The organism is Bacillus sp. SA1-12, from assembly GCF_000981385.1.
In the GTDB taxonomy this organism is placed as follows: domain Bacteria; phylum Bacillota; class Bacilli; order Bacillales; family Bacillaceae; genus Metabacillus.
In genome coordinates, this window is the sequence record NZ_LATZ01000120.1 from 147,396 (window position 1) to 162,270 (window position 14,875).

At 38.1% G+C, this 14,875-nt stretch carries 17 protein-coding genes; 6 read left to right on the forward strand and 11 right to left on the reverse strand.

The window, feature by feature from the left end; translation table 11 throughout:
- Window positions 1–86: 86 nt before the first annotated feature.
- The 4 genes from WQ54_RS22605 to WQ54_RS22620 form a co-directional block, all read right to left on the reverse strand.
- Window positions 87–1,487: a cell wall metabolism sensor histidine kinase WalK gene (locus WQ54_RS22605; protein ID WP_046587609.1), complete on the reverse strand. Its 1,401-nt coding sequence runs from the start codon at window positions 1,485–1,487 to the stop codon at window positions 87–89.
- Window positions 1,477–2,187 carry a response regulator transcription factor gene (locus WQ54_RS22610; protein WP_046587611.1) on the reverse strand — a complete coding sequence of 237 codons (711 nt, stop codon included), beginning with the start codon at window positions 2,185–2,187 and terminating at the stop codon, window positions 1,477–1,479. Before WQ54_RS22610 ends, WQ54_RS22605 begins: the two co-directional genes overlap by 11 nt.
- 209 nt (window positions 2,188–2,396) lie before the next feature.
- Complete coding sequence (locus tag WQ54_RS22615; protein WP_046587612.1) at window positions 2,397–2,585, reverse strand: hypothetical protein; 189 nt, start codon at window positions 2,583–2,585, stop codon at window positions 2,397–2,399.
- A 230-nt stretch (window positions 2,586–2,815) separates the two neighbouring features.
- Window positions 2,816–3,013, reverse strand: a complete 198-nt coding sequence (locus tag WQ54_RS22620) for a cold-shock protein (RefSeq protein ID WP_046587614.1) — start codon at window positions 3,011–3,013, stop codon at window positions 2,816–2,818.
- 259 nt (window positions 3,014–3,272) lie between these two features.
- On the opposite strand from WQ54_RS22620, the gene WQ54_RS22625 reads away from it, so the two are divergent.
- A complete protein-coding gene (locus WQ54_RS22625) occupies window positions 3,273–3,821 on the forward strand; it encodes a CBO0543 family protein (RefSeq protein ID WP_046587616.1) in 549 nt (182 codons plus the stop codon).
- A 152-nt stretch (window positions 3,822–3,973) separates the two neighbouring features.
- Here the strand turns inward: WQ54_RS22625 and WQ54_RS22630 are convergent, their stop codons facing one another.
- On the reverse strand, window positions 3,974–7,093 hold the full coding sequence (locus WQ54_RS22630; protein WP_046587617.1) for an MMPL family transporter: 3,120 nt from the start codon (window positions 7,091–7,093) through the stop codon (window positions 3,974–3,976).
- Between the two features lie 2 nt (window positions 7,094–7,095).
- Window positions 7,096–7,557, reverse strand: coding sequence for a MarR family winged helix-turn-helix transcriptional regulator (locus tag WQ54_RS22635; RefSeq protein WP_046587620.1), 462 nt, complete (start codon window positions 7,555–7,557; stop codon window positions 7,096–7,098).
- Between the two features lie 174 nt (window positions 7,558–7,731).
- Here WQ54_RS22635 and WQ54_RS22640 point away from each other — a divergent pair, with 174 nt between their 5' ends.
- The 3 genes from WQ54_RS22640 (at window position 7,732) to WQ54_RS22650 (ending at window position 9,827) form a co-directional block, all read left to right on the forward strand.
- Complete coding sequence (locus WQ54_RS22640; protein ID WP_046587622.1) at window positions 7,732–7,962, forward strand: hypothetical protein; 231 nt, start codon at window positions 7,732–7,734, stop codon at window positions 7,960–7,962.
- Between the two features lie 123 nt (window positions 7,963–8,085).
- Entirely contained in the window at window positions 8,086–8,883 is a 798-nt protein-coding gene (locus WQ54_RS22645; protein ID WP_046588010.1) for an MBL fold metallo-hydrolase, read from the forward strand.
- Window positions 8,884–9,002: 119 nt separating this feature from the next.
- Window positions 9,003–9,827 (forward strand): protein-glutamine gamma-glutamyltransferase, encoded by an 825-nt coding sequence (locus WQ54_RS22650; protein ID WP_046587624.1) that lies wholly within the window; start codon window positions 9,003–9,005, stop codon window positions 9,825–9,827.
- A gap of 142 nt (window positions 9,828–9,969) precedes the next feature.
- Here the strand turns inward: WQ54_RS22650 and WQ54_RS22655 are convergent, their stop codons facing one another.
- A complete protein-coding gene (locus WQ54_RS22655; protein WP_046587626.1) occupies window positions 9,970–10,203 on the reverse strand; it encodes a DUF2651 family protein in 234 nt (77 codons plus the stop codon).
- Window positions 10,204–10,380: 177 nt separating this feature from the next.
- A complete protein-coding gene (locus WQ54_RS22660; protein WP_046587628.1) occupies window positions 10,381–10,785 on the reverse strand; it encodes a secondary thiamine-phosphate synthase enzyme YjbQ in 405 nt (134 codons plus the stop codon).
- Window positions 10,786–11,216: 431 nt separating this feature from the next.
- On the opposite strand from WQ54_RS22660, the gene WQ54_RS22665 reads away from it, so the two are divergent.
- Together WQ54_RS22665 and WQ54_RS22670 are read left to right on the forward strand one after the other, a co-directional pair.
- Window positions 11,217–11,462: a hypothetical protein gene (locus WQ54_RS22665; protein ID WP_046587629.1), complete on the forward strand. Its 246-nt coding sequence runs from the start codon at window positions 11,217–11,219 to the stop codon at window positions 11,460–11,462.
- A 5-nt stretch (window positions 11,463–11,467) separates the two neighbouring features.
- Window positions 11,468–12,463, forward strand: coding sequence for a TrkA family potassium uptake protein (locus WQ54_RS22670; protein WP_046587631.1), 996 nt, complete (start codon window positions 11,468–11,470; stop codon window positions 12,461–12,463).
- Here WQ54_RS22670 and WQ54_RS22675 read toward each other — a convergent pair.
- From WQ54_RS22675 to WQ54_RS22680, 3 genes are all read right to left on the reverse strand, one after another.
- Entirely contained in the window at window positions 12,460–12,864 is a 405-nt protein-coding gene (locus WQ54_RS22675; RefSeq protein ID WP_046587633.1) for a YugN-like family protein, read from the reverse strand. The two genes, WQ54_RS22670 and WQ54_RS22675, sit on opposite strands and share 4 nt — an antisense overlap.
- 105 nt (window positions 12,865–12,969) lie before the next feature.
- Window positions 12,970–13,119: a hypothetical protein gene (locus WQ54_RS33885; RefSeq protein ID WP_156178086.1), complete on the reverse strand. Its 150-nt coding sequence runs from the start codon at window positions 13,117–13,119 to the stop codon at window positions 12,970–12,972.
- Window positions 13,120–13,225: 106 nt separating this feature from the next.
- Window positions 13,226–14,578, reverse strand: coding sequence for a glucose-6-phosphate isomerase (locus WQ54_RS22680; RefSeq protein WP_046587635.1), 1,353 nt, complete (start codon window positions 14,576–14,578; stop codon window positions 13,226–13,228).
- Window positions 14,579–14,875: the final 297 nt, after the last annotated feature.

The following is a 14,875-nucleotide window of genomic DNA, read 5'->3' on the forward strand; positions in this document are numbered from 1 at the left end:
CTTATTGTAACGGAAAAATATTAATAAACTATGAACAAATGATGAAAAAATGAAAAAAAAGTTACTAGAGTCGCTCTAGCAACCTTTCATGAAGTAGGCAGCTTAATCATAAACTTTGTCCCTTTATTTTTCTCACTGGTAATAGTGATTTTCCCATCATGCAGCTCCACTAGACGTTTAACAATGGAAAGGCCTAAGCCAAACTCACCAAACTGGGTGCTGGTTCTAGATAAGTCCGCTTTATAAAATCTCCTCCAAATGGATTCAACCTCTTGCTTGTCTATGCCTATTCCGGTATCTTCAATTTCAATGATTGTTTCATGATGTGTTTGGCTCCCGCGAAGCCAGACTGAGCCTTGATTTGTAAACTGAATGCTGTTCTTTGTAATATTTATTAAGATCTGAATAAGCCGGTCATAGTCAGCAAAGACGATACTCTTTTCATCAACGTCAATTTGCAGCTCAATCCCCTTTTCTTCCGCTTGATAGAGTAAATGATCCTTAATGACCTCCAGTACCTCTTTTAGCTGGATTTTTTCTTTTGCTAGCTTCAGTTGGTTTGAACGAATCCGTTCATAATCAAGATTTTCATTCACAAGACGGATTAACCGTTTTGTTTCCTGGCTCACAAGCTGGATGCCTTTTTCCTTTTCACTGTCAGCTATCATATTATTTTTTAGTCCTTCAATAACGCCGCTAATCGTAGTCAGCGGTGTACGAAGCTCATGTGAAACATCGGCAATAAATTGTCTTCGCCGTTTTTCCAAACGGTCAATTTCATCGTTTTGTGATTTTAATTGATCAATCATATCATTAAAATCATTTGCCATTTCTGCTATCTCATCAAAGTTCGAGGCAGGGATATAGGCATCATAATCACCCTTGGCAATCTTAGAGGTGGCACTTCTTATTTTTTGGATTCGATTAACATGAATTTTTGAAAGAATCCAGCTTAACAAAAAGGATACTGATAACGCGATAACCACCGTGTAAAGCAAAAATTGATTCATTTCACTAATGATCTGACGAGAACCGCTAACCGGAGAGATGAGCAATATTCCTCCAATCATCCCTCCTCTGCCAATATAAGGGATAGCAACTAACGAAACTTGCTGGTCGGCCCATTTAATATTATGCCTTGTTACAACCTTTTCACCACTTACAAGCTTGTTCCAATCCTCTTCCGTTATGCGTGTTCTTGGCGAGCTTGGCGAAAGGGGATAAACAATTCTGCCTTGCTGATCAAAAATGCTAAAATAAATATTCTGCGAGCTTAAGACATTATTGTATTGGGCCAAAACGAATTCCTGTCCCGTCTGGTTAAAATCGTCAAGGATCTGTTCCCCAAACTCGGTTAATTCTGATACTTTATTTTCGTACACCAAATTTTCAACATAGTGGGCAAACAGCAGACTTAAAATTAAAAAGGCAATGATTAAAATACTGATATGACTTAAAAAAAGCTGATAAATATATTTAATCCTCATTTGCTTCTACCGATTCATCAAATTTATAGCCTACTCCCCATACGGTATGAAAAAATGGATGTGTTTCTGTCTCGATCTTTTTGCGCAATCGTTTAATATGGACATCAACCGTGCGTTCATCACCATAAAATTGATAACCCCAAACTCGTTCTAACAGCTGTTCTCTGGTGAATACTTGGCGGGGATGTTTAAGAAAGTAATAAAGCAGTTCAAACTCTTTTGGTGTTAGGTTCATGATTTTTCGCCCTTGCAAATATACCTCACGTGTTGACTTGCTAATTTTAAAGTTTTCCGTTTGCAAAACATCCGAACTGCTTTCCTGCTGATCCTGCTCAGTTAGCTGATAGCGGCGAGTAACAGCCTTTATTCTTGCCATTAAGGCTAACGGGCTAAATGGTTTTGTTACATAATCATCTGCTCCCATTTCAAGCCCAAGCACTTGATCTGACTCACTATCTTTTGCTGTTAGCATAATAATCGGAATGGCGCTTTTTTCTTGTCTAATCTTTCTGCAAAGTGTAACACCATCCATTCCTGGAAGCATCCAGTCAAGGATCAGTAAGTCCCACTCATGTTTTTTATACTCCTCATATCCTTCAAGTCCATCATAAACAAATTTACCAGTTATTCCTTCTTTTGAAAAAAACATCTCAAGCATCGAACAAACACTTGGATTATCTTCAATAACTAAAACGTCCATTTTCCACCTGCCAGTTGTATCAAAAACTTAAGTATAGATATACTTTTATTTATTTTATCGTTTTCTCACCTGCTGTACAAATAATTCAAGATAAAAAAGAAAGATGCCAATATAAGCTTCATGCTGTTTACATTCAAGTAGTTTAAGTAGAATGGCAGTATCCTTTAGCCAGGTATTCCGCCTTTATTATATTTCCTAAAAATGCTTTTTCAGCCATGCTCATTATCTTCACCTGCCGTAAGATCAAGCTTAAATCCACTGGGAATCACTCTTCCGGCAGGAAATGAATCGGTCAATTGTTTATGTTTTGGTAAAGGCTTTTGGTTCACATGGTAAGCATCAATTTCTTCAACGGTCAGTAACGATTCATTTTCCCAGTTTTTCAGATCCTTCAACATTGTACAGCCTTCCCTTGTTTTTGGCGAAAGCTATCGACATCGCTTTGAAGATCACATTTTCGGTTTTAAAAAGTGAGAATCATCTACCAGCATACAGCTGTTGTATCACATTCACCTTTTCTCAGATGGAACTTGACACCAATTGGCATTAAAAGGATTGCTGGCACGCAACAAAAAAAGACCCCGAAATCGGAGTCTTTTATAAGAGCTGTCTATGCAGCGTTATTTCATTATTTTTGAACGTTAGCAGCTTGTGGTCCACGAGCGCCTTGCTCAACTTCAAAAGTAACTGTTTGGCCTTCTTCTAAAGTTTTGAAACCTTCACCTTGGATAGCAGAGAAGTGTACGAATACATCGTCTTGGCCTTCTACTTCGATAAATCCAAAACCTTTTTCTGAATTAAACCATTTTACTTTACCTTGTAACATTGTTTTTCCTCCTGCGTGGTATTAATAGCCCACATTGTATTACTATTCTTGCTAGACAACGACCTTTCAAGAGGAAACTTTTAAAGCAACTTCCTTCAATAATCCTTATCCGAACAAAAATAATTAATTTTATTCTAACACTAATTAAACCCAAAATCAAGGATCTTATACAAACAACTTTGAGCAATTTACATAATTATTCTAAAGGTGATCAGAATAAAAGGAAAGTTTCACAATAAGACATTGAAAGGGAGGTTCTATGAATACACCTAGCTATGACGATGTGCAGAAGGTAAGGGAAAAGCTTCAAGAGTCAAGCTTTGATCATTGGGTCCAAGATGATGTTTTTGCACTAGCGTGGTGGATCTTGTTCTTTTCGACAATCCTGCCTTACGTTCTATGGTGGAAAATTGTTGATAAAACCAATCTATTTGAAATTGTTGCGTTCGGTTTGCTTTGTGCCGTTTTGGCTTGCTTTCTTGATTTAATCGGCGTATCACTAGGACTTTGGGGATATCCTGATAAATTAATCTCCATTATTCCTCCACTCATTCCAGCAGATTTAATTGTTATTCCTGTTGGCTCTATGATCGTCTACCAGTACTCTTCTTCTTGGTTTTCTTACATTTTACGTTATGCCATTTTTGCAATTTTACTGGCATATGTCATCGAGCCTTTATTTACCCTGCTTGACATCTATGAGAGCTATAAGTGGTGGAATCACACCTCTTCATTCGTTGGATTGTTGTTATTTGGAATCAGCATTCGTGCATTCATTGGCTTTCTCAAAAAACAGCATCAGTCTTAAAGGAAGCCGTTTCGCAAACATCGTGCTTTTTACTAAAAATCATTAAACAGTTTTCACAAGTAACCTACTTAAAAACAATACTCTCTTAGATTAAGAACCTAAAAGAAAGAGGCTGTCGCCATTAACATGGGACAGCCTCATATAAAGTTCACTTATGCTCGTTTAAACGGCCACCAGTTTGCAGCACCAAATGTTTTGACCATAACCGGGACAAATAGAGGCAAAACAATTAAAGCGTAAAGCAGCAAGCCTGTTAAAATAATCGAAGCAATTTGGATAAGTGAAAGCATGCCTGATGGAATCATAGCTGCAAATGTACCGCCAAGGATTACTACAGCCGAAATAATAACTGTTCCCATCTTTTTCATCGATAAAAGCATTGCCTCTCCTACTGATAAATCCTTATACTCATTAAAACGATCCATTAAGAAAATACTGTAGTCCACACCAAGGGCAACCAGAATCACAAAAGAAAAGAATGGAACAGCCCAGCTGATTCCTGTATATCCTAATAGATTCACAAAGATCATTTCGTTTATTCCAATAGCTGTGTAATACGTTAAGATTAAGGAGCCAATCAAATAAAGCGGCATGATGAGCGATCTAAATAAGAAAATAAGAATAATCGATATACCGACAAGCATTAAAATAACGGTACGCGTATAGTCGTTATTAGACATTGTATTTAAATCAGCATTTGTGCTTGTAATCCCCCCAATTGCGACCTTGGCATTTTCTAGCTTTGTACCCTTTGTCGCACGTTCAATCGCCGCATTTAAAGGTTCAACCTGATTGATGGCTTCATTTGAATATGGATTAGCCTCAAAAATAACATCAAATGTCATGACTTTGCGGTCATCTGATAAATACGTATCAAGTGACTGTTGAAAATCATCACTGGTTAACACGTCTTCAGGCAAGTAAAATCCTGCTGTCTCAGAAGTTTTTGCTAAGTCATCTAAATAATCCTGAGCAGAACCAAGTCCATCTGATACCTGATTTAAACCTGTAACACTTTGATTTAATCCGCTTGTTAATTGATTCATTTGTCCATCAAGGTCGCCAAAGCCGTCTAGCAGCTTCTTTTGGCCTGTTGTAACACTTGATAGGCCATCCGATAATTTTGGCATATTGCTTACAATTTGGTTCTGTCCATTGGCAAGCTCATTTAAGCCTGCTTGCTGCTTTTCTATTCCGGCAATTAGTTGTGATAATCCTGCAGAGACTTGCTTATGGCCTTCAATCAGCTGAGCGAAGTTTTTATTTGCCATGTTTAAACCGTCGCTGATCTCTTTTTGTTTAGTGTTTATTTGAGTGATTCCTGCTGCTAGTTTTGGAAGCTGAGTTTTAGCTGTATCCTGGACAGTCCCTTTAATGATTTTATAATCATCATCATTAGCCAGCCCGGGATTTCTTGCTTCAAGAGTCGTAAAATTACCATTTAATTGAGTCAAGGCATTAGATAGTCCCATAATCCCGTTGCCAATTTCGTTATACTGTAAAGCTAAAGCATTTACACCATTTGCGGCATCTTGATACCCTGAAAGAAGCTGACTGCTTCCTGCCTGAAGCTCTTCAACCCCTGCCTTCGCTTGAGCCAAGCCTTTCTTTATTTCATCTGAACCGGCAGATCCTTGGCGAATTCCCGTTTCAATTTTCGCCAGGTTATTCTGTATTTCTGACATACCGGAATGAATTTCCTCAGTACCTGTGATCAAATCATTTATTCCATTTGTTGCCTCTTGGAGTTGTGGCGACGATTTGGTGAGTTCGCTTTCCGCCTCTGCCAATCCTTCACTTATTGTGTCAATCCCGTCCTTTCCGTCATTAAGACCTTCTTCAAGCGTTACCGCTTGATTAGCTACATAGAACTCGTCTATTATTTCACCGGTCGGCCTTGTAACTGAACGGACTGAATCGACTAAATCAACTGTTTCGAGCTCCTTACTAATGTTTTCAGCTAAGTTGATATATTCTGTTGAATCCATTACTTCATCATTTTTTAAAACAATTTGTGTCGGCATGGATTCCCCTGGACCAAAGCTGTCCGAAATCGCATTGAACGCTTTTATCGAGTTGACATCACTGCCGATTTCCTCTAAGGAGTTATATGATAATTTGCCATCATACTGCATTAAAAATGGAACAGATATCGCTGCAACAATTAGCAGAGCGATGAGTGGACGTGCAAGCGAAAAACGGCCGACAATTGCCCATAATTTACTATCCTTATGTTCGAGAGTTCCTTTAGATGGCCAAAAGATTTTATTCCCAAGTACTGCCATGAAGAAGGGAACAACGGTAAATAATGCGATCAGCAAGACGGCAACCCCAACCGCTACGGCAGATGCGGATTGATAAAGCTTAAATTGGGAGAACCCAATAGCAGCAAAGCCGATCATGACAGCTATTCCACTGAAAAAGACAGTGCGTCCGGCATTGCGATACGTTGCAACAATCGCTTCTGTTACACTTTCATAATGTGACAGTTCTTCTTTAAATCGACTTAACAGTAAAATACAATAGTCTGTACCAATTCCGAATAAAACAGCAACTAAAAAGATTTGTGTGAAATTTGAGATTGGAAAATTTACAGCATCAACTAAAATGGCAACAATGGATTGTGAGGCCAAATAGGTAACCCCAACTGTAATAAGCGGAATAAGCGGTGCAATAACTGATCGAAACACAAGGAGCAAAACAGCTAAAATAAACACTACTGTAATCCCTTCCGTTTTCTTTAAGCCTTCTTGTGAACTTGTCATTACATCTTGATCAATCATCCATCCGCTCGTATAGTAATGATCCACATTTACATCTTCAATTGCCTCATAAAGTAATGTTGATACTTCCTTGGCCTCCCGGTCATTCCAACTGACCGACACAGACGCTAAAATGGTTTTGCCGTCCTTTGATACTAACTGTTCCTTTAAGCTTTCTTCATTAAAATGAGTAACAATGTCTTTGACTCCAAGCTCTTTGTTCTCCTCGAGCAAACGAATCGCTCTCTCTGCTTCCTTGATTTCCTCATTTGACAGTTTATCTTCATTATGAAAAACAAGGGCCACCTGTGTTTCATCCCCGGCATTTTCCTGTTTTTGAACATCCTCCAAAATCTCACTTGCCAAGGTTGAAGAATATCCTTCCGGGACGCTAATCTGCCCTTTCTCACGCACAAGGTCTGCCATGTTAGGCGCAGCAAAAAACAGCCCGGCCACAACAGCAATCCAAGCAATAATAACAAGCCATTTTCCTTTAATGATGGTGTTCACTGCTATTCCTCCAAATTACAGTTTTTAAGATTTTTTAAAAGACTATTAAGCTTTTCATACGTTTCGATAAAGGCAACAATTTCACTTTCCTCAAAACTCGTAAGAATGGATCCTACTAAGTTGCAAATTTTATCCTCTGTTTTTTTGTATAACGCTTCACCTTTCTCTGTTAAAGTTAAGTAAATGACACGACGATCATTTTCATCACGTGTCCGCTTAATTAACTCTTTGTCTGTTAAGCGGTTCATAATCGCAGTAATCGCGCTTTTCTTTACCTCAAAGACCTCTGCAAGCTCTGTGGATGTACAGGTTTTTGCCTGATGGATATACCGTAATGTGTAATGCTGGTCATTTGTAATTTCTTCTCCGATACTGTCCTTAATTAAGTTTTCACCCTTTTTTGTAACGGAAAAGGACACGGATATATACCGATTAATTAAATCTTCTATCTGTTGTTCCTTCATGAAAGGAGCCTCCCTTTCTATTAGTTCAACACTTTAACTGTTCAACTATTTAACTATATATCGGCATTCGTCTTCATGTCAATGAATATTCTGATACGCATTGAGCTAGAACATGAAAAATCATTACACGCATATAATTAGGATAAACATTGATAGTAATGAGGAGGTATGTTGGTGAAGCTTTTGTTTAGGAGTAAACAGCTTTTCAGGAGAGATCATCAAGATCATTCATGGCTTTTTTTCTTCATTTTCGTTATCCTGCTAATCGGCTATACCATTGATTTTCTCATTTATAAGGATTGGTCCTTTTTATATGTAACAATTGCAGTTCCTCTTATTTTAGGATGCATATACAGATGGAAAAGCAAAGGAAAAGGAAAGAAATCCTTACCATTCCTAGAGTAATATTTTCATTTTATATCCTCATTATTTTATCTCTATAGATCACTCTTTTAACATGGCATACTTTTCCTCCTAACAGGGTAAAGTAAAAAAAATGAAAGCTTTGGGGGTATAAAAGTGAAAAAGATGCCATTGACCTCTGTCACGAGCGGGATGGGAATTGAAGTTCTTCCAGATGTTTTTTGTTTATCTGATCAAATTGTTAATCTCTGTTTTATTGGAGATCCAAGAGAGACAAATGAATTTGTAATGATTGATGCCGGAATGCCAGGATCGTCTGAATTCATTATTAACGAAGCAGAAAAAAGATTCGGTGAAGGCTGCAGGTTGAACAGCATCATCCTGACACATGGACACTTTGATCATGTTGGTGCTTTACCTGATTTGCTGTATAAATGGGATGTACCGGTCTATGCTCATCCTTTAGAGGCGCCCTATTTAACCGGAAAGAGTGATTATCCGCCGCCAAACCCGGAAGTGAAGGGACTTGTCGCAAAAATGTCCCCCAAATTCCCTAGACATAGCATCGATATAAGCTCTCACCTTAAGCTGTTAGGTGAAGATGGTTCGCTTCCTTCCTTACCGGATTGGCGTTACATTCACACACCAGGACATACACCGGGGCATATTTCATTATACAGGGAGCACGACCAGGTGTTAGTTGTTGGAGATGCATTTACACTAGTTGAACAGGAATCATTATATGATGTCATGACACAAAAGCAGGAAATGCATGGCCCTCCTGCATACTTTACGATCGATTGGCAGGATGCATGGGAATCAGTTAAAAAGTTAGATGCATTAGCGCCTTCCATCGCTATATCGGGACACGGACTGCCAATGGCAAATGATGAGTTAAGAACAGAGCTAAGAAATCTTGCACTTCATTTTGATCAAACCGAAATTCCTGAAAATAGAAAATGAAACTTTTTAAAAAGGCACTTTAATACAGGGGCCTTTTTCTATTTTTCTAAGTCAATTGTGATTCCTATCTCTAACCTCTCTCCCAGAGACATACAATTTACTATGATAGGAGGGAGAAGATGATTTATATAGGAAATAGACTTGTACAGGAAAATCAATTAAAAACATCGTCATTTTCAGAGGAAGAACGAGAAATGATTAAACGTATGGACCGGTTTCAAGTAAGGTATTCCTTTTTAAATTATGATCATTTTAAGTTTGTTCTTCATTTGCGATCAGCAATTATTCAAGCATCAAGAGATTTATTGGCTAGTAAAGCAAAGTTCACTACATTTGAAAAGTCCCGATGCAACGAACGATATTGGAGATTAACCGCGCAAGGAGGCTTTTTGCTTAGAAGCGGGGTTCGGCCTTCAGATGCGATCACTGACATCTTTCAAAATGGCATCAAGTACGGGTTTGAGTGCGCTACTGCGATTGTGATTGTTTTTTACAAAGCCGTACTTGATTCAATAAATCGCAGTCAATTTAATCGAATCTATCAAGGGATGTACTTGCGAGATTGGCAATCAGATGATGATCTTCCAATCCATACAAGAAGGGGAAATGATTTTCTTCCTGGTGATTGTCTATATTTTAATAATCCGCAATTTGATCCAAAAAAGCCCCAATGGCGCGGGGAAAATGTTATTGATTTAAGCAAGGGACTATATTATGCTCATGGAATCGGGATTAAAACAGCAGAAGGCGTTATCGAGTCTTTAAATAAGCGCAGACATCCTTATGCAACTGTATCTGCCTATTTACTGTCACAGGTGACACGGCTTGATGATTATTATCTCTATCAATTTGACAATGACCGCCATCAGCAAGGCAATGTTCCCCGCTTTATCTCACAGAAGAAATTAGTTGGCAGGATCGGGACCCATGTATATTATGATTAACTAAGAAATGCGCATGCACCTTGTTCAGCCTAGGGTAAATAAGAAGTTCATAAATTGAAGGTGTTCTTACTTAATTGATCGCTTCTTAAACCTTGAAAAAAGGCTGTCTCAAATGAAATCCCTTCACATTGAGACAGCCTCTTCAATTTTTAATAGACCGTTTTTTAATAATTGCCATCAGAAATGAAATGATCATTGATAGCAGCGTAAATCCGAGCACCCAAATAAAAAATGTTTCGTCAAAAAACAGGAGCAGGATAAATGAAAAAAGGACGAACACAATAGCAGGGGCAACATAGAACTTTTTCGTTAACATACCCCCTGCAAATGTGAGTAAGATAACTACCGCAAAAAAGATTATAAGCAAAACTTCCATACATCACCTCATACTTACACTTCCTACTACTTATCTTCGTATATCAATCTTAAAGCAGGCATTCCTATAACCCAGCAGGAAAGAATGAACGAATGCCGGCCTTTCCACAGGACATGGCAAAGCCATTATCCCCGCTTAAGCTCCTCTTACATCTTGAAAGAAGAGTTTTCCTACAAATTAATTTTGGGATAAAGATTTTATATAAAAGGTTCTTTGTCTTGGACCGTCAAATTCACAAAAGTAAATTCCCTGCCATGTTCCTAATAGTAATCTTCCATTCGTAATAATAACTGTTTGTGATGCCCCAACAGTGCTTGCTTTCATATGCGCTGCCGTGTTTCCTTCTGCATGCATGTCCTTTACGACATTCCATGGGTAGATTTCATCAAAGCGTCTAATCATATCACCTTTTACATCAGGATCGGCATTTTCATTAATTGTTATTCCAGCCGTAGTATGCGGACAATAAATTAAGACTGCCCCTTCTTGTATCCCTAACTCATTCACGTAGGTTTGGACCTCTTCTGTTACCTCAATCATTTCGTCGCGTTTATTTGTGCGCAGCGTTTGTTTTTTCAACATCTTTGGCTCACCTCTATCAAAGTTAAATTCCCTTTCTAACCATTGGATAAAACCTTTTGCAAGTTATTTCATTCGGATATTCCTATTGACTTATTATCATTTGATTATCTCTTTTCTTATTTTAAACCATCCTGCTATTTTTTCCATAAGACTAAACTCGATTACCATTAAATTGTAGAATTTTCGCAAGCTATTTTAAGAAGTGTGCATACTAAGAAAAGCGTAAGGCGCCCGCCTATAGGCGACAAGCATAAGGCGAATCGGAATAGAAGGTGTTCTTTACCTTCAATTCCGATTTGACTTAAGACCTCGAGCCGATGGCGCCTGGAGCTGGACACCAAAACTAAGTACAAATTTTATACTTTCTGATCTAATTAAGAAAAGCGTAAGCGCCTGAAAAGATGGATTTGTTGAGAAGGTGTGGTGATTTTTTGAAAGTCAGTGAAGAGGAAAAAAAGCAGCTTAGTGAAGCAATTGATAAGATGAATGAAGGCTTAGATGCATTTATTGGATTTTATAATGATTCAGAAGAAGATAAAGGATTAATTGAGTTTTCTGAGGAAACAATCAAAACAATCGAAAACGCCATTGATGTTTATGGGAAAGAAGAAGTCACAGCAAAAATAAATACGATTATTAAAGAAGTTTTATCATTTTTACCAAATAAGAAGGGATGAGTTCAATGGCCAAAACAAATAAAACAATCATCCAATGGCTGCGATGGCCCATCCATTACCGAATATCCATTATCGTGCTTTTTATGATCCTTATATTTGGAGAAATCATTTCATTAGTAGAACCTAGTGTATTTCCCACAACGTTTGACGGGATTTGGTGGGTCGTAGTAACAGTCTCAACTGTGGGATTTGGTGATTATGTTCCTGAAACCTATCTTGGCCGAGGAATAGGGATTATCATGATCTTAGCAGGAGCAAGTTTTGTTACAGCTTATTTTGCCAGCATCTCTGCAGCGGCGATTAAAAGGCAAAATTCACATGCAGAGGGAGCTATTTCATATAAAGGTACAGATCATGTTGTGATCATTGGCTGGAATGAAAAAGCAAACGAGATGATCGAGTCACTGCAATCTGTGAAACCTTATAAGCAAATTGTCCTAATTGACGATTCTTTAAAAGAATCACCACTTATCGAAAACGTCCACTTCGTACGCGGAAATCCGCTCCATGAACAAACCTTATTCAAAGCAAATATATTAGAAGCCGATGCAGCCATTATCACAGCTGATCAGCATAAAAATGAGCATGACGCAGATATGAATTCCATTCTTATCCTATTAACCTTAAAAGGGCAGAACCCAAGTCTGTACTGTGTAGTTGAAATTTTAACTGAGTTGCAAACGAAAAATGCTGATCGTGCCGGTGCGGATGAAATTATTCGCTCCTATAAGCTCACCAGCCATTTTATGATGAGCAGCTATTTAGCGAAAAATGGATTGTCTAAATTCTATTCCGAGCTAAATCCAGCAAGCGGAAATTTGTTTAAAATATTGCCCGCATCAGAAGATCTAATCGGAAAAACATTTAAACAAGCAAGCCATGAGCTTCTTGAAAGAGAATCAATTTTAATTGGAATAAAAAGAGGAGAGGAAACAAAAGTTAATCCCCCCCATAACTATGAAATACAATCATTCGATTCATTAATCGTTTTTACACACTAACTAAGCAGCTCCGCCTCTAATTGTTTAACAAGCTCCTTCCCGGTTTTAACATATTTTTCAGGGAAGGTAGCATCCTTTTCCTCCGGCTCCTGGAACTGATTAAATGAAGCACTAAAGTTGCCAATTTTCGCATGATCATCCATATCTTCTTGATATTGATGGGATAAAAGAAATGGTGTGCCAATTTTGACCATCGTATTAGCCGTGTCAAGCTGTCCATCAGTCGCTTTGAAAGGAACTCTTAAATATTGATAGCCATTCTGAGAATCAATTTTATAATCAAAAAACCCATGATCATACTCCCAATTACCGCCAATTGAATATCCCATCGGCTTTAATTTTTGTTCAAGATCATACAATTCAATCGTTTGCCCCTCAATCCTTGATTCAATCTCGATCATTTTTTAACCCCCTTTTACCTTTAGATTTTCCTAATGATAAAAAAACATTCTTTGGGGCTAAAGATGAGTTTGAATAGGAGAGGCACTGATTTTTTTCTTAGATTTTTATTGTGCTGATATATTTTCTATTTCGCCGATATCCCGTTGGTTCCGCCGATATCCGCTTAACTCCGCTGATAAATTCTCTAAGTCGCCGAATATCAGTCCTGATTGCGGGACAGACCGTTTACATCCAGCTAAATTTGTTATAATCACTTCTGATATAATCCTCCAAAACTTATAATGTTATGCCCCTCTTATCTCAACAAACGACAGAAAAAAGGACTGACAATTTGTCAGCCCCCCAGAACAATCAAATTTATTATTTATTTAAACGGCCTTCAAGCTCAGCTTTCTTTTCTTCAAAGCCTGGTTTTCCCAGTAAAGCAAACATGTTTACTTTATAAGCTTCAACACCTGGTTGGTCAAATGGATTGACTCCAAGCAGGTATCCGCTCATTGCACATGCTTTTTCGAAGAAATATACTAAATAACCAAATGTATACTCGTCCATTTTTGGAATGGATACGACTAAGTTTGGTACACCGCCATCTGTATGTGCCAGCATAGTACCTTGGAATGCTTTCTTATTAACAAAATCAACAGATTTACCCGCTAAGTAGTTTAATCCATCTAGATCACTTTCTTCTGCCTCGACAATTAGCTCATGGCGTGAAGTTTCTACATTGATCACTGTCTCAAAAATGTCACGACGTCCTTCTTGAACATATTGTCCTAATGAATGCAAGTCTGTTGAGAAGTTTGCAGATGAAGGATAGATGCCTTTTTGGTCCTTCCCTTCACTTTCACCAAATAATTGCTTCCACCATTCAGAGAAATATTGAAGTCCTGGCTCATAGTTAATCAGCATTTCGATTGTTTTCCCTTTGTTGTAAAGAACATTGCGAACTGCAGCATATTGATATGCAGGGTTTTCCTCTAACTCCGATTTACCGAAGTCTTCGCTTGCAGCTGCTGCACCTTTCATCATTGCTTCAATGTCAACACCTGTTACCGCGATTGGCAATAATCCAACAGCTGTAAGTACTGAGTAACGTCCGCCAACATCATCAGGAATAATGAATGATTCATAGCCTTCTTCTGTTGCAAGAGTTTTTAATGCACCCCGCGCTTTATCTGTAGTTGCATAAATACGTTGCTTCGCTTCTGCTTTTCCGTATTTCTCTTCAAGAAGCTTTCTAAAGATACGGAATGCAAGCGCAGGCTCAGTAGTTGTTCCAGATTTAGAAATAACATTAATTGAGAAATCTTTGCCTTCAAGTAAATCTTGAACATCCTTCATATATGTAGAGCTAATATTGTTTCCAACGAAGATTACTTGCGGAGCTTTTCTTTGCTCTTTAGATAAAGAGTTGTAGAAAGAATGGTTAAGCATCTCAATTGCTGCGCGTGCTCCTAGGTAAGAACCGCCGATCCCGATTACTAAAAGAACATCTGAATCAGATTTGATCTTTTCAGCACTTTTTTGAATGCGGGCAAATTCTTCCTTATCATAATTTTTAGGCAGGTCAACCCATCCTAAAAAGTCGCTTCCAGCACCTGTTTGTTCATGAATTGAATGATGTGCAACCTTCACAAAGTCACGTAAGTATGTAATTTCATGCTCGTTAAAAAAAGAAAGTGCATTTGAGTAATCAAAGCTAACATGTGTCATACCATTTTCCTCCATTATTCATCAATATTATTATAGCTATTATCACTTTATCTAAACTAATGAGGTAAATCAAGCCAAGCTTCCGATGTAAGCGTAACCAATGATGTTTTTTTCATTTATGAAAAAAACAGGCTAAACACAAAGGGCTGACCACTTATTTAACACAATCTCAGAAAAGCGTGTTTGAAGAAGGGGTCAGTCCAATTGTTTTAGCCTTAAAAAAATAGGCAGTTTTCCAAACTTTGCTGCTTTATGGGAGCGGTTGATTTGGTGCTCGCTTTCCATGTGCCGGCAACC